Raw genomic sequence first — 21,724 nt, 5'->3', positions numbered from 1 at the left:
CACAACAAATGAAGCGCCATCATTCCTGATATTCATCCAGCTGTTTGGTAGTGTGTAACTCTAACTCAAAAGAAACGAGCGCCTAAATCTCAAAATATCAGGCTAGTAGCCTGTTTGAATGTGCTCCCTCAAGAAAAGCCCCGCTAACTGCCTTTTGCAGTGGCGGCGCTAGCATTCTTTTCGGTATTCATGGCCGCTGCTTGTAATCAAGCTAAGTGAATGGGAAACCTATTAACTGAAACGCCGTCATGGTAATCGGGGACGGGGTGGGATGACGCCCAAGCCGTCAGAAATCTGGCCGCTTGGGCGTTTTTTATTGTTATAAGGTGCCCAGTAAAACGGCGCTGATTGCTGGAATTGTTGTGCCAATGACTTCTTGAGTGCTAGCAACAACAGGTAAAGTTGCAGACATGACACTTTCAACGACTGTTGGTGTGTTGTAGAGACCCATACCGCCACCAATGCCCAAGGCAAAGGCCATCAAGCTTTGGCGAGCGATACCGCCCACAATACCCACCAGAACCATGGCTCCCGCTACGATCCGTCCCAAAGTACCTTGGGTCCAATCTTTTAGGGTATCCCACACATCGGTGAAAGCATCACCACCGGTGCCTGCAAATGAGGGCTCCGAAATCATTAACGCCATTAAACCAAGCGCACCAATGGTCATTAGGCGCTGAGTCTGAATGCTGCGAACTGCATTTGTCATTCGTTAGTTTCTCCGTAGATACTCAAGTTATCGCGCTTACCATCAGCTCCCGCTGAGGCTGAATCGCTTTGAGTCTGAAGTGGACGTAGCACTGGCGAAACCGTTCGAGGTGCTGACACCCCAATATCCCACCGGCGCGGTTCAATTTCGGTAAACACGTAGCTGGATAAATTCAGATCTCCACGGTCATCCTCCCAAGGCGCAATCCAAATCCGCATTACCCTTGAAGGAATGCGAATAGGTGCAGATTGCTGCGTCTCGGGTAATGCTGGATGGCTCAGCAGTCCTGTCTCTAAATCAGATTGTGAATACCCAGAGGGAGAACCAATTCGAGTCGCCACAGCATCAATCGTCTTGGGTGCAGCGCCATAACTGGTAAGCTCATAGACTTCACGAGCAGATAAACAGCGCACACCGTCAGGCATACCTGGGCATCCATATTCACTACTCCCAAGACCCAATGAACTACAGCCAGACAATAAGGTTGAGCCGACTGCCAATAAAAGTAATCCAGCTTTAGACCACTGTTTTGACTGGTGCTTTGGGTTGTTCTGCATTGATGTCGTCATGGTTAACTCTCCTCTGGATACACATCTTATTGTCTGAAACGGACTTCGATCGGTTAGCAACATGCAGGATTTTTTCATCTTCTTGCACCACCCCCTTGAGAAGTGGCCAACGACAACGAGGCACCACGAGTGACTATGACTTCAATTTTCCTTGCAGCGTCTACCTCTATGACTGGGAACATATTTTCAGCCATGTCCAAATAGAACTTGGCCACTCTATCCAATGCTTTACCTGTGCCTTTAATCGCAGCGCCTTGTAATGCTTCTTGGCTCATGACTTGCTGGTACAGCTGAGTATCACCGGCATTACCCGTCTGAATCGTCGGAACAGGATTTACATCAAATGCGCCAGCCAAGCCCTGAAGGAATCCGGTCATCATCGACTTGGCCACCAGCTGGCCTTGTTTCGACACCAATCGGCCACGAATGCCGGCTTTGCCGTCTTCACCTACAGCATAAGAATCCAGTCGTGTTTCAATGACGCCACCGTCTTCTCTCACACATGAAATGGTCTCGCCTCGCAAATAAGCACGCTCAGAGCTCAAATCACCGTAACCTGCGGCGATCAAGAAACACTCTTTGATATCCGCTCTAAATCGGTTGGGTAAAATGGCTTCCTTTTGAATCCTCAGCAATGCAGGAAAAGGTTCGCGTCTTGCGGACTCGTGAGTAGGTGCATCCAAACCTGTGATCAAAGTACCTGAGATGATGCTGCCCGCCGGTAAATACAAAGGCGGCGCTTCTTGCACAACAACCTCTGGTTCAGCAACCACTTCAGGCTCAATCATACGAATCGTGATTGGCGGCAATGGAACATCCCGTGCTCGTGAACCTTGGCCACTGGCTGGCTGCCGATAGAGCGGATCTGGCAGCGGCGCATTGGCAAAATAGTCGTCTGGGTTAGACGGCAGTGGCTTTTCGTCTTTAGGCAATTCCATGGCAGATAAAGGCACTTCAAAACGGCTATTTGTGCCTTCAACTGCTGCATCACCTCCAGCGCGAACATCATTAAGTTCCGCTCGAAGGCGAACCAACTCCGCATTGACCTCACTTGGTATAGAAGGCGAACCTGGGCTTAGCCGTCCTGAATCGACGTCACGACGCAAGCGCTCAACTTCACGACGTAACTGTTCATTGCGCTCACTGAGTAGTTTTACGTTCGCAGCCAAACTATCGACCCCAACATCACGAGTATTGGTATCCGTAAGAATGTGCCGGATCGTTTCCTGCCGGTTCCGACTGTTCGCGCCATCGTCAGGATTAGGTGAAAACACCATCACCATAAGGATGAGACCACCAGCAATACCTGCAACCGATAGGCCCCGCTTCATGTTCGGGCTCAATTGCTCCCATTGTGCTTTCATCGTTATTCACCTCCTACAAGAAGCGAAGGTCGCTGACTTTCCACCGCTTCTTCACGATGATTGCGAACAACCACATACAACTCAGTCTTTTCGCCCGGCAACAAGATATTGCGAGGCCAGTAGGCGCTTGCCACTATACCTGGTGCATTGCAGGCTATCTCACTGGCTTCTATCGGCTCATCGGCAAAGCTTTCAACCAGTCCTACATAGACGGTGAAGTAATGTCCCGTCACAATTTGCCCCTGTTTAAAACCAAACTTTAAGCCAGGCTGAAAACATTTCGGGCTTGTGTCAGTTTGGCCAGCTAAACGGATGTCATAGCCTTGTGGTAACTCATTTAGTGCAAGGCGTCTGAGTAAATCACGTAAGCTATCGACGTATGGCTGAGCCGTTTCCCAAGTGGCGGCTTTTCGGTTCACGACGCCCTTAATAGGCCACTGCTGACCATCAATAGCTAAGGTGATTTCACGCGGTGGAATACGACGAGGTACTAAGGTGACAGATAATGCGGGAGCTTCCTGACCAGGCGGAGTGATGTAAAGTGAAACCGGTGATTCTTTGTCCGTGGCTACATATACAACATTCCCCTTGATTTGCGTCTGAGCATCACTGGTTGTTCTCACCTGAGGCGATTCAAACGGCGTCACAATCCGATTCAGATGACCAAGTGCTACAGGGATCAGTTCATTAACCCCCGGTGTCATCAGTAGCATTGTTGGCGTATCCGCTGCAACCGAATTGCTTTGAACCGGTGGATTTGCAGTAGCAGACTGCTTCATCACACTGGCTGGTACAATCGGCAATTCCACGTCTGCATAAGAAGCTTGAGATAACAGGACGCCACTCAAGCTCATTGCGATTAAGCTTGGTATCATCCATCGACTAATTTTGGTTCGCATCATTCACCCTCCGGTTTTGCTCTTGGGTCAACTTTTCACGAACTCGCTTCGTTCTAGCTTGCCCCTCATACGTATCCATCCAACTGAGCTTTGGACGGTATTGCTCAATATCGATGTCAAACTCATAGGTGCGAGTTTGGCGCTGTTCATCTCCAGATGGTCCAGAGACCAAGGAATAACCGGTCACAAAGACATGGCCGGTTTCATACTCATACTCCACTTGTCTGGGTTGGAATTTGAGCGTGACTCGGTCTTCCCGGATTTGTCTTGCCTGAATCTCCAGTGCATCGACCACTTGCTGGTACACCGCTGGAGAAAGTAGCGGCTCAATAGCAACCCGGATAAAAGACACATTACCCGGCGTCACGTTGCCCATAAGCTCAGCCAGGTAGAGCCCCCAGGATTCCAAGTAAGGCTGAGTAGCCTGGTTTCGTGACACTTCAGCCGTTTCAGACAAGGTTGGCGGTTGAATGGCTACCACGGTATTGCGAGAAAATGCCGCTACCGCAAGCAGCAAGTTAGATAGCACCAGCACTGCAATCAGGAACCGTTGCCATCGGTTCTCTAATTGCGTGCCTTGCCATGATTTTAAAAACACGTCGAACTTCACGGCAGATAGCTCCTGATAAATGGGTTAGGGATCGTCTTGGCTTTGGTTGGCAACAGTCCGCCCCAGTAGATGGCGTGAAGAATAAAACCATCTGGGCGGCCATCACGAAAACGCCGATAGAGCTTGGTTGTTACCAACCCCAACAGGCATAAAACCAAGGCATTACCGGTAAAAATGCCGATCACTAGCCCCAACAGAATGGGAGCCATCTCATCGGCACTCCAAAGCAGGAAGTGCGGCGGGTCATCGATATAGGATGGAATATTTACAGGTTCCATAGTCACTCCTCGTTGTTTGAATTGAGAAGTGAAGGATGCCTCGGGATTGGCAGCTTCAGTGGTCAGCTAGATGCCGAATTCTTGAAGGTTTTGAGGGTTCTAATCAGACAATACTAACAATTGATCTTTTTGATGCGGTTGATATGATGGGGATATTGGTCGTGTCGAGACCAGCTGCCCACTTTAGCAAACCCGGACGGGACGACATGCATATCAAATTTATTTTTTGCTTAGGTTTTTTCTGCGACCTCGGCAGTGGGCACCGTATTCGCTAATAGGAGAAACTCAATGCAAATTACTAAAATCATTTCCTCTGCCTCGGTTGAACGTTTAAAGCAAAAAGCACGAAAGCTTAAACGTGAAAAATCCATTACACACACTGAAGCACTCGATGAAATTGCAGTATCTGCTGGTTTTAATCATTGGCATCAGGTTGTACAAGCTAATGACGTACTGAAACCATCAGAAGTGGCATTATCTTCTGGATGTGTCATGGCTTTTGATGTCAAAGATGGTATGGATGTCGATACCAGTGATGGGGTTTTAATTAAAGACCACTTATTGGAGATACTTACTGAAAAGCAGCTATTTGAAATTTATGCCAACTCCCCTGATGAGGACGACGAACAAAACAGGCCGCTAAAAGAAACGCTATCGGATTCAGAGCTTCATGAGTATTTTCGAGATGATTGCTCATTCATGTACTTTCGTCTTGCCGAGCCTCATGCAAACAAACCGTTAAAAGAAGTATTGGCTCTTATACGACAGTACTCTTTTTGGATGCCTCAATATATTTGGCTTCAAGGCCACCTTATTGATACTTACCATTTGCCTGCTGAAGACGAGAACGGCAATACCGTAGGCGTAAGGTTTTAGCTCTACAAGATGAGGCCTGATGGGCCTCATATCTTCTTCTGCAAGTGACTTAACGCCAACCCCGCCATCAATGCCAAACCGATGATCAGCGACGGTAACACCACCGGTGGAATAGCCAGTGGGGCGAACAATCCCATAAACAGCAAAATGACACCTGAGCCCAGGATAATCATGCTGTAGCGGTGAATGATAGGGCTCGAAAAATCAAATGTTGTCTTCTTAATCTTCCAGGTCATTAAGCCATCCCACAACGCCGGCAACATGAGAATAAGCGCAAAGGGCAACCAGACCATCAGCAACGCAAATCGAGTGAACACTTGGTACAGCACATCAAAAAATGCCTGAATACGGTCTTCTACCCACACAAACCAAAAGCCTCCCATGTTCTCCATCCCTTTAGAACGAAGTCGCTGTTCTTCAGTGGGGATTAGAAAATCACGCACAGATTGCTCCATCTGCGTATCCACAATCCATGACTGATACCAGCGATGGCTAGTTTGACCAATCCAATAGCTTGTTTGTGCGCCCAATTGGTTTTGGATCATCTGCTTCTCTTTACTGATGACCCGGCCAGTCCAATCACCGGGCACTAACACGCCAATGGCAATAATCTCCAGCATCAGTGCCAGACACAGCAGCCAAACGGACTTATGCTTGCTCATGCCAAACATCCTCTTCTACTCGCGCCAGCATGGCTGCAACGGTTGGCGTCATAATCCGAGCTTTAATCACTTGCTGAAGCCGCTTTGTCGATGTATGGTCACTGACATAACGCACATCAATACGTCCTTCAGCCAAATACGCCATCCGATTTGGACGATTACGAATCCAGGTGTGGAAATACACACCATCCACGGCGGCCCACTCGAAATGGTCAGGATCACGCAGGCGAATCCCCGTTAAAGCACTGGCGGCAGCCCAGGTCAGTGCCTCAATGAAATGCCAAAGGCGTACACTATCATCATCACAACTGACTTCTTCATAACTGCCCAAGCCATTACACAGACACAAATCAAAGATGGAATGGCCATCTAAAGTGAGCGCATCTGTTAAATAGTCCGCCAAACAGTGCACTGAGGCCAAAGCATGAGGCCAGTCGGTTTCAAGTAGTCTTAAGGTTTCCTTGAACTGGGGATTATGTTGCTGCCACTGAGCGAGCATTTCTTTACTGGTAAGTGTTGTCATTTTCAGACAGACAGAATGATGCATACAGACTCCTTATGCTGCCTGTGTAGAGCTGGTTAAAATAGGAATGCGGCCTTTGATCACGCGGCCACCTGAAAGCTTGGCGATGTACTCCAGGTTGGGAAGCTGGCCTAATAACTGCGGTGGAAACATATCGCCTTCTTCCTCCATCAAGCGTTCGCCATGATTGCCGGTAAACAACGCGGGGCTGTCCGAGTTGGACGACATACCTTGAGTTTGCATGATGTACTGCAACCGAGTCTTAGGCAGATTGTCGGTAATGTACTGCTGCGTTTCGGCATCCATCACCCGAAGGGCTATCAAGTTGTTGATGTTACCTAACACCTGGCGAGCCTTAGCTTCACTGCCTGTACGAGCTGCAAAGTCAGCAAAGGTCTGAGTAGCAATTACACAACGCATTTTTGCGCCACGGCCTTTGTTGAGCAGTTGAATGAAGGGATCGTTGACGACTTCAGCCGCCTCATCGATGAAGATATTTACGGGACGATTTTCAACACCATAGTTATAGCGATCACCGGCCACAGCAGTGAGATCGGACAAAAGCAACGAACCAATGGCGCTGCCAACCATGGCGTCAGTTAATGAATCCAAGCCGATATACGCCACTTGGGCATTGTTGATAATACGGCCAGAATCCGTAATTAACCGGCTGTCATCCACATCGTTTGCAATCGGTGATAACAGTGGCCCTAATTCACTTGATGTGAGCATATTGAGCACCGGCATCAGTGAGGCCACCATCTTGGGGTTCTAGGGATTTTCCCCTCTAAAAAGACATAATCCTCTGTAGACCACACCAATAAATGGCTGCGGAGGTGGTTTACTTTCAGCTTGGAGCCTAATCATCCACTATCGGCCTTGTTATTTCGCCAATATTGGGCAATTTCCCAGTATTAGTGAAGTTATACGTTCCGCTTAAGTTGATATTTTGCCACGCAACGGGCGAAACAGCACGAGTGATACCCGCTTTCTCTTCATCTCCTCTCGCTTCAAAGTGTCCCAGCAGATGACTCAGTATCGCGGAGTTGAAGTAGATGATCGCGTTGGCAAGCAATCTTGCACATTCATTCCAGATAGCGATTTCACTCTCGTTTTTGCCTCGGAACTGATCGCCATTCACCGACGCAATAGCCCGTCTCAGGAAGTGCCACGCTTCTCCCCGGTTAAGGGCACGCTGAACGTACTGCCGCAAACTGGCATTGTCTATGTAATCCAGTAAATATTGCGCTTTGACCAGTCGATTATACTCCGTCAGCGCCTGTAATGTCGGGTGCCCCGAAGGATAACCAGACAACTTTCTTACCAGCATTGCCTGTGTCGTTCGCTTTGTCTGAAGTGACAGAACAATGCGCCTAATATCCTGCCATCCCGTTTCGATGACATTCGTCCTGATGGGCTTTTTCAGGGCAAGGTTGGTGCCGCCGTGTTCATTTTCAGTTACGTCAAACAGATCATTGATGACACTACTGAACTGCGCGTATCGCGGTGCAAAACTGTAACCGCATAGATCCAGTAAGGCGAAGTTAACATGATTGACACCGTGTGTATCTGTCGAGAGTACGTCAGGTTTGATTTCACTGCTGTTGGATTGTAACAGGTCATAAATATAGTGTGATTCGTGCTCGTTGGAACCGATGATCCGAGCATTGAGGGCGCTGTGGTTGGCTACCAGTGTCATGGCCGTGATCCCTTTATTGGTGCCGAAATACTTAGAGGAGTACCGGGTTTTAAAGGTTTCCAGATGGGTTTCGAATTTCTGACCATCCGCACTGGCATGCAACTGGTCCTCCTGAATATGGTAGTGGCGGAAGATGGGTAGCGCTGCAACCGCATTATTGATCACATCGCTGGCATCATGCAGCGTTTCAGGCCGGATATAGTTGGCCTGCACCGTACTCAGGTGTTCATAGCTTCGATCGGAGATCTGCGCCATGCCATACACACCACGGTGAGTGGCGTTGGCAATCAGAATGACCAGTAAATCATCCTGATGAGTGAACCCTTGTTTTTGTATCGGAAGTACATGAGTCAGACATTTCATGAACCCGGTTTCGCGCTCTACATACCGCAGTACATCCGCGATATCGACCGGTTGCATTCGCTTAAAAAAGGGATTGTTGACCAGAGATGTAGCGCTTTTGGTCGGCAGACGCCAGCGGGTACCGGTACGATTTTTCATGATCACATTTCGATTGTCTCCCTCATCAATATGGAGAGCAACGTCTTTGAGCGCACTTTCCAGCCGGTGTTGTTGCTCCTGTAACAATAACTCTGCGGGCTGTTTTAGTCTGTCCAGTGTTGATGAGGCCAGCAAGGTATCCTGCGATGTCTGGGGGATCAGGTCGTCTTCCAGTGCGCGGTATTTGGTAACATTTGGCAAATAAATGCGTCCGTTCAGTCGCGAAGTCAACTGGCGGTAGAGCAGCCATTCGTAACGTTGCGGGTTAACGTTATCCTGTTTAACCAACCATGGGAGGTGCTTTTTCGGGATGAGCGACGTATCCATCGTCTTCAGTGGTCCACCGGATGCGATTTCCGTCTGAATCTGTTGAAGTTGGGCGACGACGGCTTCTGAGCCTTTACCGGCCTCACAATCAAGGCACAAGAACACCTGCCTTAACAGTTGCCTCAGGAGATTGCATTGTTCATCGTAATGTTGCCACTGGTACTCTTCCACGGTCCGTTTCTGTTTTTTCAGGTAAAGGCAGAGGGTCTGGATATCCCTGTCATTCATGACCTTCAATGCCTGTTGTCTGACTACTGAGAAGGGTTGATTATCATCAATGTTCTCATCCACAAACAGATGCAGTAACTCTGCCGCTTTTGTGACATTGTCCGCGGCTGACTGCCAGGACAGGAACACTGCTTGTTGTGCAAAGGTGTTGGCAGCTTCTTGTTGCTTGCGGATATGGTAAATGAACCCATCAGTTAACCGTTCCAGTGCCAGTTGTATCCGCTCTGTCAGGTGACATAGCAACCATAGATGCTGCTGTGCGCGTTTGAATCGTTTGAGTTTACTGCCGTAATAGTTGATGAGCTCACCGAAGTGTTGTCGATTTTTAAGAGACAGATTAAGCCCATCGATAACGCCATTGATTTGCGTGCGCCATGGCGCTAACTGATGATAAAGGGCAAGCTCTTTTTTAAGCTCAGGTACGGTCAGACTTTTTGCACCGCCTCTGAGCTGGTTCAGGCTTAGTCCGTCATCAATGGCTGTTATGCTGTCCAGAAAGACGTGAAGTTCAGGACTGGTGAGTTGATTAAGTTGGTGCGCCAGGTCTTTTCTGACCTGCTGCATTGTTCTGCTTATCAGTCTCTGGAGTACGGTATACCTGGGGATAGCAATGCTGTGACTGGCTAGGAATTCAATAGCAGTATCAAAGAGGTAACGCGGCTCCAGCCAGGCATTGCCCACCTGAACAAGGTGGTCGAAAAGAGAATTGAAGTGCTGACTTTCGTCCCATTTGTGATAACCAGCAAGGTCTAATACTTTTGCGTAGAGTCGATCTTTTTGTTTTTGTGAGGGAGTGAATGGTCTGAGCCCCTTGCCGCCAAGCAGCTCTTTACTGATGAACATTAAATCCTTAGAAACCTGCGAGTAAGCGATATCTAGGATGACGGGCTTTGATTTGAAGTATCCCAAAATCGCGACAAAGTAACATCTATGAGCTCTGAGACGAATTGACCGAAAAACTGCCAATTCCGCATCGTTCAGAGAAAAGTACAGACGTTGTTCTTCGATTGAAAAAATGGGTGGGGAATAAAGATCTGCCTGTTCTGCTCTCGTGAGAATAGTAATTTCGTTTTTGATGGCCATATCAGGGCTGTTCCGTATTAAATGTACGATATTTACCTAATTTGCCACACTTATAAGTAGTAACCCACCTCCGCAGCCATTTATTGGTGTGGTCTACAGAGGATTATGTCTTTTTAGAGGGGAAAATCCCTAGAACCCCATCTGTCATTGGTTCTTTCATCTCAAGCAATTGGGCGTGCTGTCCTTGCCGGTGAGGACGGCTCTTTTGACCCAGAAAAATTGCGTCCGCCAGTCTTTACTTTGATTGCCCTTGAGGAACCAGAGAACAGCCTCTCGCCTCACTATCTGGGGCGGATTGTCAGCGCTCTGAACTCCATGACGAGCAACGAGGATGCTCAGGCCCTAATCGCTACGCATGCTCCGTCAATGTTACGACGTGTCGATCCGGAACATATTCGATATCTTCGACTTACCGAAACCCGGCAATCAAGAATTACGAAAATCCAATTACCCGCTAAAACCGATGAAGCGCACAAGTTTGTACGCGAGGCTGTCCAGGCATTCCCTGAGATTTACTTCTCACGTTTGGTTGTGTTGGGTGAAGGGGATAGCGAAGAAATTGTACTACCGCGCCTTTTCCAAGCAAAGGGTGCGCCAGTTGATGAATCAGCGGTTACGATTGCTCCGCTTGGAGGTAGGCATGTCAATCATTTTTGGCGCCTGTTATCAGCACTGCAAATCCCATTTTTGACCCTTCTCGATTTAGATGTGGGCAGATATCAAGCGGGCTGGGGAAGAATAAAGTATGTAAATAACCAACTTGGCTTATATCAACCTGAAAAAGTTCTGCCAAATACTTTTTCTTTATCAGATTGGAATGATGACAAAGTACCTGTTCGTACCCACCACTTCTTTGAAAACGGCACTAAGAGTGTATTTGCAGAGCTGGAAATGCGTGGTGTGTTTTTCTCATTTCCAATGGATTTAGATTTTTCAATGCTCCTTGCTTTCCCAGATGCTTACGGTGTTCAGCAGGAAGTTCCGGATGACTCAACAATTAAAGCCGTGTTAGGCAAGAGCCATCATGACCCATCCCAATATAGCTATGACGAGTTAAATCTTTTCTCTACGTATCACAAGCTTTTTAAACTGGGCAGCAAGCCCGCTGCTCATATCGAAGCTCTCGCTCAACTAAGCGACGAGGATTTGCTGGCGAACATGCCTGAATCATTTGGACGACTCACTGATGCCGTGATCGCCAAGCTTGCGGAACTGCCCGAGTGATTGCTGTAGATGCATGGCTGCCTTCGGATGGGCTAACTCTTGAACCCAATGCACTGCGGGCTGCGAAGGAACAAGCGCGCTGTCTTGCACTGACGGCGGGGCCGGGCGCGGGCAAGACGGAAATGCTTGCACAAAGAGCTGACTTCCTCCTACGAACCGGAACCTGCCGTTATCCGAAGAGAATACTCGCTATCTCTTTCAAAGTTGACGCCAGCAAAAACTTGAAGGAGCGAATCCAGCAACGCTGTGGACAAGAATTGGCTTCCCGTTTTGATAGCTACACATTTCATGCGTTTGCAAAGCGTATTATTGATCGCTTCCGAGTAGTGCTTACTGGTAATGATGCTCTTGATCTGGATTATTCGATTGGCGAAAGAAAAGTCACAAAAAGGCAAATTACATTTCATGATCTTGTACCGCTAGCAATTCAAATTCTTAAGGCCTCCACTGTCGCAAGAAATGCCATACGCCAAACTTACAGCGATGTTTTCTTGGATGAATTCCAGGACTGCACGGATCAGCAGTATGAACTCGTGAAGGTAGCCTTCCAAGGTACGAGCATTCGTCTCACTGCTGTCGGTGATACCAAGCAGAAAATCATGGGATGGGCAGGTGCATTGGACGGAATTTTCCAAACGTTCGCTAGGGATTTTTCAGCGGTCCCATTAAACATGTACCGAAACTTTCGTTCAAAACCACGCCTGCTTCGGATGCAGAACGAGATAATTCGCGTGCTCGATCCGGCTTCCGTCATGCCAGATCACCAACTTGCTGGTGAAGAGGGAGAGGTCTTCGCGTGGCAATTCGAGAATGCCCAGGGTGAAGCTGAGTACTTGGCCGATTTGATTGCCGGGTGGATAAGAAATGAACAGGTTCCGTTATCCGAAATCGCCGTATTAGTGTCCAAACAACTAGATCTTTACGCCAATCACCTGATGGTGGCATTGGAAGTTAGGGGAATACCGTACCGGAATGAGCAGGAGATGCAGGATATTACTGTCGAACCTGCCGCAAGGCTCGTTGTTGACTATTTGTCCTGTCTCTATGGCCAGCGAGAGCCCAAAGCCTGGATTCGGCTGATGAATCAATTGATTCCCTTTGCCGATGACGAGGTGCAGTCTAGCGTCAGGCAAAATTTCCAAAGCTTCTTCAAGGAACAGCGAAAAATCATCGCCATGGCCGAGTTGTTGGATGAACCGTTTTCGGGATGGTGGGATTCTGTGTGTAGATTTTTGAAGAAAATAGGAATGGAGACTCTTGTTGCTCTCTCGCCTGACTATGAGTCACATGCCAGATTAGGTGAAGTTGTGGGAGATACCAAAGCGCGCATTGAAGAATTGCTTGAACTTACCCCCGACTTGCCTCAAGCCTTGACTCGTTTCTCTGATGATCAGGCTGTGCGTATTCTGACTATCCATAAGAGCAAAGGATTGGAGTTCGACTCAACGATAATTTTGGCCGTTGAGAACGAAATATTTTTTGGGGATCAAGATTCTAATCTGTGTGCTTTCTTTGTTGGTGTATCCCGTGCCAAGCGTCGGCTTGTTCTTACATACGCTAAACAACGCGACAGGCCCCTTAACTATGCTAAAAGATGGGATGTAATTCGAACTCCACAACAGGAATATCTTCAATATGCAGCACAGTTTATTACCGATTTAACGCACATTTAAAAAGTCATTAGCTAAACTACTCAGTTCAAAACTTGCAAAGCCATAAACCGTCCTCAAAAACGTTCTCTTTACTAAATATAATGCAACATCTAGCGCGATGTCAGCTCCAAAATATACTGGAGCTGACAAAGATTTTTTCTTCTAGTTATTCCCCGAAATTTCCTCCGTCGCCTCCTGACGCAGTTTCTGGGCATCCATTCCGTTTAGCCGTTCAAGGGCTCTGTCTGCGGCACTCTGACGATTTCCATCAACGTTTAGCGTACTTCCTGAGCCTGTGAGTCTTTCCAGATCCAGTGACGGTACTTCGGGTAGGTTGCCTGTTATCGATAAGATACCTATCCATTCATCCAGATTGACTTGGCTCCAATCCACCTGGTTTAACTGACTCGCGGTCAATCCTTCACAGTTTGGAGATTTCGCACTGCCCCAGCCAAGGCCCAATTGCGGACGCACTTGCTCTTGAATGATCCGTGAAAGCGGCGAAGTAAAGCAGCAATATGATTGCCGTTTCTCAACACAGGCACCTAAGAACTTAGACTTGCAGTAAGAGCCCACATAGTGGCAACTCTTCAATACCCGCTTAGCGTTCATCTCAAACTCACTCTGCTCACATTTCCAGATAAGCTGAATGAGGATCATGGTGACTGAGTAAATCATGTAGGCCGTCATAACCGTACTCAGAACCGCGCCCGCAGCGCCACCCAGCGCAAAGTTACCACCCGAAACGACACCATCGGCTCCAACTGCGCCACCAACGTTACTAAACAGTGCCGATTGCGCCCCCGAACCAAAGGTCGTACCTACCCATTCAGCCGTTTTGTTGGTCAACACCTGCATGAAGCCAGTCGCAGCTTGCTCCGCTCCCGCGCCAGCAGCCGTTGATGGCCCAGCCCCCATAAGAGAGTCCCAAGCAGACACAAAGGGCTCTTTGACCGCACTCCAAGTACTCGTGATTGGCTCCCTAAGCGTATTCCAGGAACCATAGATTGCCGACGACGGATTCATGGCCATGACTGCCGTATCAAGCTTGTTGACCGCCACAATCATTGTGATGTAATCCGATAACGACACGCCACTTGGCTTTTCACAGCAATCCACTATACCGCCAACGGCTTTTTTGCACTGGCCAGCATTACCTTTAAAGACCGTACACTCGACGTTATCTTGGCCATCAGCTCCCGTGCATGACATATCATTGGTCATAAACTGCGCCGCATTAAGCATCGCGGCGGCCTCTGCAAAGTTAGCCTGCTTGATTGACTCTGGCTCTAAACAATCTGTGCCCATACAGCGAACTGGCCCCTCACAGTTGTATTGAGTTTCCATTCGTGCATTTTGCACTTCAACGCTTTGTCCACAGTCATACACCAAACTTTGGATATAACAGAAGCCTTCATGACCAGCCCCGCCTTCAGTGCATTCGGTTCTGACATACTGGCAGGCCGGGTTTTGCTCCAGCGCGGCACACGTATTGGTGGTCGTGTTTTGTCCGTTATTGACGATGGTTTGTGTATTACCATTGGCATCTACCCAGCTATCTGAGCTGCCCATGTTGAATTCTGGATGAGCAGTCGAAGCATTGTAGGTCGCTTTTGCCCTCCAGCATGAGAGCCCCAGTCCATCAGAGCTGCCACGACTGGTTAAATGAGCAGGAGACGAAACAACCGTCGGATAAAGGCTTCCAAGATTGGCCAACTCGCCACTACCAACTGTTAACCCGTCGATTCGTTTTATGCCCGTATCCAAACACTGCCACTGCACCGCAGTGAACTGATCCGTTTGCATCAAGCATTGGTCTATGCCCGGATCACTTGATTGATGAACAACGTCTTGCTCTAAGTATTTGCCAGAGAAGGTCAAGGAAGCACTCAGTTTCGCAGGAGCCAAACACTTCTGAACTTCTCGGCTGCAAGTATCGAAATCGACTTTGTTCCAGCCGGACTCACATCTGGAACGCGTGACTTCCTGCGGTTCATGCCACGAAATAATCGACCCATTAACGACCTTGCACAATGAGCCAACCAAGGTTCCTTTTGGACAGGTCATTTCAGGGTATTTAATGGACGGTTTCGTCTCTGTGACCGTCTCCTTGTTGCCCGTCAATGAGAGTGTCGTTTTCCAGCCATTTGCCTTGGACGGCGACTCGGTGATTTTTATCTCAGTATTTTGATTATCAAACACTCTCAGCGTCGCGTTTCCAGTTTGCATGGTACTGCTGTGCTGTGGAACAAAGCTGAGCGTTTCAGAGCTAAAGCAACCGCGCTCAATGGACCAGCTTTGTTGATGGGTTTCAGCGGATACACGTCGTTCTAACTGACACTGAGTAAGCGTGCTGATCTTCTCGCACACCTGGTAATCCGGTACATGCTTGGTTTCAGTAAATGGCGTAATCGTCTGAGTAGGCTCACATGCCTCAAAACTACTCGGCATAAGATTGGATACCACGCACTTTGGATCGCTGGTTTGCAATCCACAGTCATAGGTATCGGTAAAACGAATGCATTCACCTTTATCATTGGTTTCGGCACATTCTGACGACATGAATCCACAGGAAGGATTCGCTTCAAGCACTTGGCAGGCCTGATTTTCAATCCCCTTATAGCTTTCATCATCCACACTGACTTGTACACGCCGACACAAAGGCGATATGCCAGCCACAGGGCTTGGAGCAAAGTAGGATTCACAAACTGAAACACCATTGACCACCGTACATCCGTTGGTTGAAGACGGCTGATCCGTGCATTGAATGCTGTAGTCTGAAAACTTAGTCGGGATATCCGCTGCTTGTTCGATACAGGATTGTGGCGACCAACTATCATTCATCACCACCTTGGTTGGATCAAAGCGCACCTTGATACGTGCATACCCCTCACCACTACCCGTTACCGATACGCGAATTTTTACTGGCACTTCTAAACCGGGCTCTACCGCTTTTAGCTTAGAGGTTAAGTCAGTATTAGGATTGCGCTCCCAACTTGTACTGAGCTCGCAGCGGCCAGCCGTTTCTGGTGGAAAGTTATTGTTCGGCCCAGACCAGACTTTCTGATCACCAAGCCACACTTGCATGTAGTCATCCCATTTGGCGTATTCAAGAACGGCTGAGGTAATCGCATCGGGGTTCACGACTTTGAGTGTGATGGCCTGTTCAAACACTTTACAACGGCCACTCCAGTAGTTGTCGCCAATTCGTCCAATCCAAACTTCAAGACATCCCTCACCACAAGAGCGAAGGTTCATTGGTCCTGAAACATGCTCAATAATGCCTGCCGTGTAATCGTGAGTAATCGTGCAGCTGTTAACCGCTGTATTGAGCCTGTCACATTGCTGGTAGTTTGGGCTGCCTTCACCTTGAGACTCACAGCCGGGGAAGCTTTGCGTTAATAGATTTGGGTCAGTTTGAACCGCATCAGTTAATGCCCAAAGCGGATCATTGACCATATCTGGCCGAGACCTGTCTTTGATTTCCTGTAGCGAACGAAATGCTTCACCCGTAGCGCCACTTTCGGATGCCATGCTCTCTTGGCGCTGTGTCCCCAATTGATTCATGCTGGCATCAGAGCCATAAACGCCCGTTAAGACATCCAATGAGCCCTGATCCATACCAGGGAAAAGCTCTTGCAAGTTAATGGACTCATTACCACTGCCATTCGGCACCGACAATGTATTGCCATTGAGTGCGGGCATCGTCCAGTTTTGCAGCAATTGCTTACCTTCTTGTTGTCCGCTTAAGCCGGATTGGCGCTGCACATCAGCGGCCACACCATGTAAGGGCAGGCACGCCATAGTGATTGATAAAATACCCGCTAAAACTCGGGTAAAAAGTGTTGGTTTCATGGTTAACCTCCCGAGTTACAGCAGTCTTGCCAGCGCCACAAAATGTAGAGCGCATCTTCACCGGCACCGGGGATCGTTCGCCACTCTCCCCATTTCATGGTGCTTTCACCGATGACATGCGCACTTTCAGTTTCCGGTACAGGGAAGAACATACTCATCTTGTATTGGGATTTCGGCAGCATGGGTTCGATAACAGGTCGGCATAGCGCACTGCTCCCCATTGTTCGTCTTGCAAGACCACGCCTGTGTTGAGCCGCGATTGCACGCGCCGCTAAATGGCTGGTGTTTTCTGCTAATGAACCAAAGGCTAAGGTGTGGCCAGATAACGGATAGAGATGGCCCCAACTGCCAGCACACCAAAACAACTGATCGATGGGTTTACCAAGCGTTGATGAAGCAGCGTCAGCGGTACAAGCAGAGATAGCCAATGGATTAGCAACAGCAGCAGCTTCAGGCTGAGTAAAAAAGGCCAGTTCATCGTTCAGCCATGTTGGGTCCAATTCCGACAAATACATCAAGTCAAAATCCATGTAACCATCGGCATTGCAATTGCCATCCATGAACAAATCGAGCATGACCAAAAGCGGAAAGGCGTAATAATGGTAATGATAGAAAGCAAGATCACCGGTATCGTATTCACCTTCACCATGACCACCTTGCAATCGCCTATCACCTAACGGTAAGCGAATCCCTCCCAGTGAAGGCGAACAACCCGGCGTTCTGACCAGTTCAATCAGACGCGCTGGCTCCCACATGCTGGTAACAATACCTGGCCTTGGCACACCTAAGTTGTCTTCACATAAGCAAAACGACTTGTTTGATGCGCCGCTTGGGACACTGCCAGAGCCAAGTGGAAGACCTGCAACCCGGATAGGAAAAATGCATGACCAGCAAACATCCGTCAGCAACTTACCGGACAATAAACCCGCGTCTGGGCAGGTCAGTTCGGCTTTAGCAGAAATAGATGCGCCCAGGACAAACATGACAACGAGAGTCCGCAACAGACGATACGTATTATTGAGCTTTTTCATGAACAAGCTCCTTTGCTGGAATTTCTTCTATTTCAAACGCGAGCCCCTTTGCTTGAACAAACGATGGGGTGACTTGCAGATCAAAGCGCTGCTTTAGCGAGGCATTGAGAAGGTAAACCGGACTGTCCAATGTCTTTTCGAGCGCATTGAGGCTATTCCAACCTTGAGTACGGTCGAGCTGCGTGGTGATAAGCGTAATGCGGCGCAGTGTCCTATCTTGCGTCTCAAGCCAATGCGCAACTGCGTCCACTTCTTCAGCGTTCGACGCATTAAACACCACAAGCTGCTGAGTAAACGGCAAGGCTTTTAGCGGGTTAATACGCGTTCCTGCTGGGATCAATGTTCGGCCATTGGCATCCAATAGTGGCCGCTTCATGACGATGGTTGGATCAACCATTCTTATCCGATACTGCGTGGCTTTGGGTAAGTCAGTGAAAGTTTGGCGAGACCAGAAACGCTCAATGGCTTTTTTCTTTAATGCGCCCAGGTCAATCGACTGTAAACGCTGCATCGCCACTTGCATCAAATCCGGTTCTAAAATGGAATGAATAGGACCGCGTTGACCCAATGAACCGGTATTGCCTGTTTCAATTTGACGCTGCAACCAGTCGTTGCTGTAAACCCCTAGTGCACTTGCAGTCACCTTGTCATCTTCTATGCGGAAAATGGCAGGCACGCTAGTCACCCGCCAGTGCACAAAGGCTTTCGGATCGATTCGAACCTGAGGAACAGGATCAAGCCCCGTCATCAGCGTATGCCAATCACGGATAGCCGCCCCCAAGGTCTTTCCTTCAGGAATTCCCCGAAACAACACAATAGCGCCGGTAGCACTGGCCTCTTTAAATAGCTGCTTCAGTGACGAATCTCCCAGTGAAGACGACGCAAAAATCAACCATTCATCGTTGTGTTTGAGCGACGCAGGTTGTTCAATCGGTGCAAAAGGCTCAATAAATTCAGATGAACCATCCACAGCACTTTGTAAAATGCTGCGGCTCATTTCGACGATCTTTTTGTCTTCGTCAGACAACGGAAAAGGCTCTTGTGCCCAGGACACTTGAACCCAAGCCAATGGCGCAACCAACAAAAATAAGAGACATAGTCTTTGCATCATCTACCTCCTACCAAAGCGGCCAAGCGCGACCGACAATCTGCTCGCGCTTAACGGCGTTCCAATAGCGGGAGTCGAAACTCGTTGCAGCCTCGCCGGAAAACCAATACTCGTTTTCTTGCAGCGTCAATGAGCGGCTAAATTCTGTTTCAGCCACACCAAGACGCTGGGCTAATGCCATGCCGGTAGAGACTTCAGCACCATTCACCAGTACATGCTCAGGCGTCACCTTGACTTCATCCCCTGGCATCCCTGTTAGGCGTTTCAGCATCCGAGTACCGTCGTTATATAACGGAGCAAGTCCTTTTGAGTGGAAGGCATACAAACCATCCTTAACGGGCTCTTTATTCCATAGGTCAATCAGATACACCGTGGTATCAGGCAGGCAGCGCTCTTGCTGGGTATCAATACCTATTCGGTAGCGCATCATGGCGTAGGTGCCTACCAAGGCCATGATTAACGCAAGAACAGTCAACCGGATGAGGTATGGCCGCCAAGGCATTCTTTTACGGAGTATCTGCATGAGACACCTCCTTTGAGCCTACTGGCACAAATACGGAATCATCAGCACCCACCACCGCTTGGGCATCCAGCACGATAAAACCGGCTGTTTTTAACTTTTCAATTTGCTGATTGGTCTGAAGCAACCTGGATTCGATGTCTTGTTCGCTGGCATTGGGGCCCAGTGACAACACCGCCTCCCCAAAATCTACGACTGCAATGGGCGTACTTAACGCCAACTGGCTGTGGATGGGTTCGAGTGTTTTCATTAAGAGCCAGCTGGTCATTAAACCGCTGCCTGCAATAGACAAAGTAATAGAGGCCATAAATGGCCAAAGCGTGGTCTTATTCATAGCCTCGCTCCTTCAACAACTGAGAGATGGCATCAGCAACAGAAAGGCCTTTGCGCGTTAACTGTTTAATCGCGTTTACATCTTCTGCACGGGACGAGTACAACAGCTTGTGAAACGGATCGACAATGAGGCGGCCAATCCCGGTGCCCATTTCGGTAATAAAGAAAATCTCGGAATAGACACCCGTGACGGTATGAACCGTTTTCAGGTATTCATAGCCGCCTTCACCTAGTGGCAAGCGGCCTTCTTTTTTGAGCGCGTTGATGGTTTCAGCTTTTTGGCCAAGCAGGTACATATTGGCCGAGTTTTCAGCGATGGCTTTACCTGTTGGGCTGTCATACAAATCGTTGACCGACTGCGTTACCGTTACAGCACTGCCGCCATATTTTCGAAATCGACGGTAACCCGTCTCAATGAACTTACCGACATCACCTTGAGTCAGCAGATCCCAAGCTTCATCAATGAACACAATCTTGCGACGATCCCGCTCACCTAAGTACATCTCTTGTTGGATTTGGTAGATAAGCTGAAGCAACACTACTTGTTGTAGATGCTTACGCCCCTTAAGCTCTTCTAACTCCAGAACGGTGAAACGGTTTTTGAAGCGAATATTGTTGTGGCCATTAAAGAATCGGCCATATTCGCCCTGTGTCGTAAACGGATAGAGCTGCTCACCCACGTCTTGCACACGTCGGTCTTCATGATTTTTTAAAGCCTCTGCCACATCATCAACCAACATGGCACGACCTTTTTTCTCCCACAGTTCACGGGTCTGACGCTTTAGGTTTGCCATCTGAAAATCGGTTAATGACTGCGTAGGTGCGGCCATTGCGGCCAATAACCCAACCAACACATCCGCTTCTTCGTCATAGTCCTCAACGATTTCAAACGGATTTAAGCAAATGCCACTGTCTCGCCCGAACTGTAAGAACTCACCGTCATAGACTTCACACAGCTTTTCATAAGAGCGGCCAACATCAATCACCCAGCATTGCCCGCCTTCTGATAGGTAGGAGGAGATGATTTCGTTCACCAGGAATGACTTACCCGATCCCGATTGCGCCGCGATGCAACAATTGTAATTACTGCCCGAGTCATAAAGGGACACACTCATGATCTGGCCATTACGGGAAACAAAGTTAATCACCGGCGTGCCAGTGCCTTTCCAATCCGCAAACAAAGGCAACAGAGGGATCACATGCCGTGTCGCCATGGTCTTGAATCGAAACAAGTCGTTCATCGCCTGGCGGTCGGCACCAAATGGCAGGGCATTCAGAAAAATGGGCAAACAGAAGTACTTGTCTTCCATCAGCTCAAATCCGAGTTCTTTGAAATAGGTTCGAGCATTTGAAACAGAACTGATGGACGCTTCTTCCGTTGGGGAAAACAGCGTCAAAGTCATATTTGCCCGAATAGGACGATCACCTTCTTGCAAAGCTTCAAAAAGAACATCAAATCTCTTTTTCTTGGCTGCAAGCACCGGCACAAACTTGAGCATCGGGCCATAGGCCTGATTGACCGCCCACTGACGCTTCGTCTCTAAACGGGGTTCTAGGGATTTTCCCCTCTAAAGTAACATAGAATGCTACAGGCTTTGTATTATATAGCCTCCAGCTGTGGGTTACTTTCGTTTCCAAGCTTAATCATCCACGATTGGCTTCGTAATTTCACT

Annotated in this window: 17 protein-coding genes and 2 pseudogenes; 3 read left to right on the top strand and 16 right to left on the bottom strand. The window is 48.5% G+C overall.

The features are described from left to right. Positions 1–319 precede the first annotated feature (319 nt). From traA to traL, 6 genes are all read right to left on the bottom strand, one after another. The gene (traA, locus tag PSI06_RS15360) at positions 320–709 is read right to left on the bottom strand and encodes a TraA family conjugative transfer protein (protein WP_011788478.1); all 390 of its coding nucleotides are present in this window, start codon (positions 707–709) and stop codon (positions 320–322) included. After that, a complete protein-coding gene (locus PSI06_RS15355; protein ID WP_015066557.1) occupies positions 706–1,278 on the bottom strand; it encodes a TraV family lipoprotein in 573 nt (190 codons plus the stop codon). The genes traA and PSI06_RS15355 overlap by 4 nt, the downstream gene beginning before the upstream one ends. A gap of 74 nt (positions 1,279–1,352) precedes the next feature. Next, complete coding sequence (locus tag PSI06_RS15350) at positions 1,353–2,642, bottom strand: TraB/VirB10 family protein (RefSeq protein ID WP_273605038.1); 1,290 nt, start codon at positions 2,640–2,642, stop codon at positions 1,353–1,355. A gap of 2 nt (positions 2,643–2,644) precedes the next feature. Continuing rightward, positions 2,645–3,541 carry a TraK domain-containing protein gene (locus tag PSI06_RS15345; RefSeq protein ID WP_020743644.1) on the bottom strand — a complete coding sequence of 299 codons (897 nt, stop codon included), beginning with the start codon at positions 3,539–3,541 and terminating at the stop codon, positions 2,645–2,647. Further along, entirely contained in the window at positions 3,525–4,151 is a 627-nt protein-coding gene (locus PSI06_RS15340; protein WP_000667170.1) for a TraE/TraK family type IV conjugative transfer system protein, read from the bottom strand. The genes PSI06_RS15345 and PSI06_RS15340 overlap by 17 nt, the downstream gene beginning before the upstream one ends. After that, positions 4,148–4,429: a type IV conjugative transfer system protein TraL gene (gene traL / locus PSI06_RS15335; RefSeq protein ID WP_011788474.1), complete on the bottom strand. Its 282-nt coding sequence runs from the start codon at positions 4,427–4,429 to the stop codon at positions 4,148–4,150. The genes PSI06_RS15340 and traL overlap by 4 nt, the downstream gene beginning before the upstream one ends. Before the next feature lie 288 nt (positions 4,430–4,717). Here traL and PSI06_RS15330 point away from each other — a divergent pair, with 288 nt between their 5' ends. Further along, the gene (locus PSI06_RS15330) at positions 4,718–5,305 is read left to right on the top strand and encodes a hypothetical protein (protein WP_011788472.1); all 588 of its coding nucleotides are present in this window, start codon (positions 4,718–4,720) and stop codon (positions 5,303–5,305) included. Between the two features lie 26 nt (positions 5,306–5,331). Here PSI06_RS15330 and PSI06_RS15325 read toward each other — a convergent pair whose 3' ends face one another. The 4 genes and pseudogenes from PSI06_RS15325 to PSI06_RS15310 form a co-directional block, all read right to left on the bottom strand. After that, the gene (locus PSI06_RS15325) at positions 5,332–5,967 is read right to left on the bottom strand and encodes a DUF4400 domain-containing protein (protein ID WP_011788471.1); all 636 of its coding nucleotides are present in this window, start codon (positions 5,965–5,967) and stop codon (positions 5,332–5,334) included. Beyond that, the gene (locus PSI06_RS15320; protein ID WP_011788470.1) at positions 5,954–6,514 is read right to left on the bottom strand and encodes a hypothetical protein; all 561 of its coding nucleotides are present in this window, start codon (positions 6,512–6,514) and stop codon (positions 5,954–5,956) included. Before PSI06_RS15320 ends, PSI06_RS15325 begins: the two co-directional genes overlap by 14 nt. 9 nt (positions 6,515–6,523) lie before the next feature. After that, a pseudogene (locus PSI06_RS15315) lies at positions 6,524–7,255 on the bottom strand (TraM recognition domain-containing protein); the annotation flags it as partial. A 94-nt stretch (positions 7,256–7,349) separates the two neighbouring features. Further along, positions 7,350–10,328, bottom strand: coding sequence for a Tn3-like element ISShfr9 family transposase (locus PSI06_RS15310; RefSeq protein ID WP_273605037.1), 2,979 nt, complete (start codon positions 10,326–10,328; stop codon positions 7,350–7,352). A 147-nt stretch (positions 10,329–10,475) separates the two neighbouring features. Here PSI06_RS15310 and PSI06_RS15305 point away from each other — a divergent pair, with 147 nt between their 5' ends. Together PSI06_RS15305 and PSI06_RS15300 are read left to right on the top strand one after the other, a co-directional pair. Beyond that, positions 10,476–11,552, top strand: coding sequence for an ATP-dependent nuclease (locus PSI06_RS15305; protein ID WP_273604200.1), 1,077 nt, complete (start codon positions 10,476–10,478; stop codon positions 11,550–11,552). After that, a complete protein-coding gene (locus PSI06_RS15300) occupies positions 11,549–13,225 on the top strand; it encodes a UvrD-helicase domain-containing protein (protein WP_015066574.1) in 1,677 nt (558 codons plus the stop codon). Before PSI06_RS15305 ends, PSI06_RS15300 begins: the two co-directional genes overlap by 4 nt. Before the next feature lie 141 nt (positions 13,226–13,366). On the opposite strand, the gene traN is transcribed toward PSI06_RS15300, so the two are convergent. The 6 genes and pseudogenes from traN to traC form a co-directional block, all read right to left on the bottom strand. Beyond that, a complete protein-coding gene (traN, locus tag PSI06_RS15295; RefSeq protein ID WP_015066573.1) occupies positions 13,367–17,059 on the bottom strand; it encodes a conjugal transfer protein TraN in 3,693 nt (1,230 codons plus the stop codon). Between the two features lie 2 nt (positions 17,060–17,061). Next, the gene (locus tag PSI06_RS15290) at positions 17,062–18,090 is read right to left on the bottom strand and encodes a TraU family protein (RefSeq protein WP_015066572.1); all 1,029 of its coding nucleotides are present in this window, start codon (positions 18,088–18,090) and stop codon (positions 17,062–17,064) included. Continuing rightward, complete coding sequence (locus PSI06_RS15285; protein WP_289108732.1) at positions 18,074–19,201, bottom strand: TrbC family F-type conjugative pilus assembly protein; 1,128 nt, start codon at positions 19,199–19,201, stop codon at positions 18,074–18,076. The genes PSI06_RS15290 and PSI06_RS15285 overlap by 17 nt, the downstream gene beginning before the upstream one ends. A gap of 7 nt (positions 19,202–19,208) precedes the next feature. Further along, the gene (locus PSI06_RS15280; protein ID WP_015066570.1) at positions 19,209–19,721 is read right to left on the bottom strand and encodes a S26 family signal peptidase; all 513 of its coding nucleotides are present in this window, start codon (positions 19,719–19,721) and stop codon (positions 19,209–19,211) included. Further along, positions 19,705–20,052, bottom strand: coding sequence for a hypothetical protein (locus tag PSI06_RS15275; protein ID WP_015066569.1), 348 nt, complete (start codon positions 20,050–20,052; stop codon positions 19,705–19,707). The genes PSI06_RS15280 and PSI06_RS15275 overlap by 17 nt, the downstream gene beginning before the upstream one ends. Beyond that, positions 20,045–21,601: pseudogene (traC, locus tag PSI06_RS15270) on the bottom strand (type IV secretion system protein TraC); the annotation flags it as partial. The gene PSI06_RS15275 and the pseudogene traC, both read right to left, overlap by 8 nt. Positions 21,602–21,724: the final 123 nt, after the last annotated feature.

Source organism: Pseudoalteromonas sp. GABNS16E (genome assembly GCF_028598715.1).
Lineage (GTDB): Bacteria > Pseudomonadota > Gammaproteobacteria > Enterobacterales > Alteromonadaceae > Pseudoalteromonas > Pseudoalteromonas atlantica.
The sequence above is the reverse complement of the archived record's forward strand: the minus strand, read 5'-3'. Positions and strand labels throughout refer to the sequence as shown.

Excerpts from the sequence above, each read along its gene's own strand:
- traA (WP_011788478.1), bottom strand. The coding sequence starts at position 709 with ATGACAAATGCAGTTCGCAGCATTCAGACTCAGCGCCTAATGACCATT.
- PSI06_RS15355 (WP_015066557.1), bottom strand. The coding sequence starts at position 1,278 with ATGACGACATCAATGCAGAACAACCCAAAGCACCAGTCAAAACAGTGG.
- PSI06_RS15350 (WP_273605038.1), bottom strand. The coding sequence starts at position 2,642 with ATGAAAGCACAATGGGAGCAATTGAGCCCGAACATGAAGCGGGGCCTA.
- PSI06_RS15345 (WP_020743644.1), bottom strand. The coding sequence starts at position 3,541 with ATGCGAACCAAAATTAGTCGATGGATGATACCAAGCTTAATCGCAATG.
- traL (WP_011788474.1), bottom strand. The coding sequence starts at position 4,429 with ATGGAACCTGTAAATATTCCATCCTATATCGATGACCCGCCGCACTTC.
- PSI06_RS15330 (WP_011788472.1), top strand. The coding sequence starts at position 4,718 with ATGCAAATTACTAAAATCATTTCCTCTGCCTCGGTTGAACGTTTAAAG.
- PSI06_RS15325 (WP_011788471.1), bottom strand. The coding sequence starts at position 5,967 with ATGAGCAAGCATAAGTCCGTTTGGCTGCTGTGTCTGGCACTGATGCTG.
- PSI06_RS15320 (WP_011788470.1), bottom strand. The coding sequence starts at position 6,514 with ATGCATCATTCTGTCTGTCTGAAAATGACAACACTTACCAGTAAAGAA.
- PSI06_RS15310 (WP_273605037.1), bottom strand. The coding sequence starts at position 10,328 with ATGGCCATCAAAAACGAAATTACTATTCTCACGAGAGCAGAACAGGCA.
- traN (WP_015066573.1), bottom strand. The coding sequence starts at position 17,059 with ATGAAACCAACACTTTTTACCCGAGTTTTAGCGGGTATTTTATCAATC.
- PSI06_RS15290 (WP_015066572.1), bottom strand. The coding sequence starts at position 18,090 with ATGAAAAAGCTCAATAATACGTATCGTCTGTTGCGGACTCTCGTTGTC.
- PSI06_RS15285 (WP_289108732.1), bottom strand. The coding sequence starts at position 19,201 with ATGATGCAAAGACTATGTCTCTTATTTTTGTTGGTTGCGCCATTGGCT.
- PSI06_RS15280 (WP_015066570.1), bottom strand. The coding sequence starts at position 19,721 with ATGCAGATACTCCGTAAAAGAATGCCTTGGCGGCCATACCTCATCCGG.
- PSI06_RS15275 (WP_015066569.1), bottom strand. The coding sequence starts at position 20,052 with ATGAATAAGACCACGCTTTGGCCATTTATGGCCTCTATTACTTTGTCT.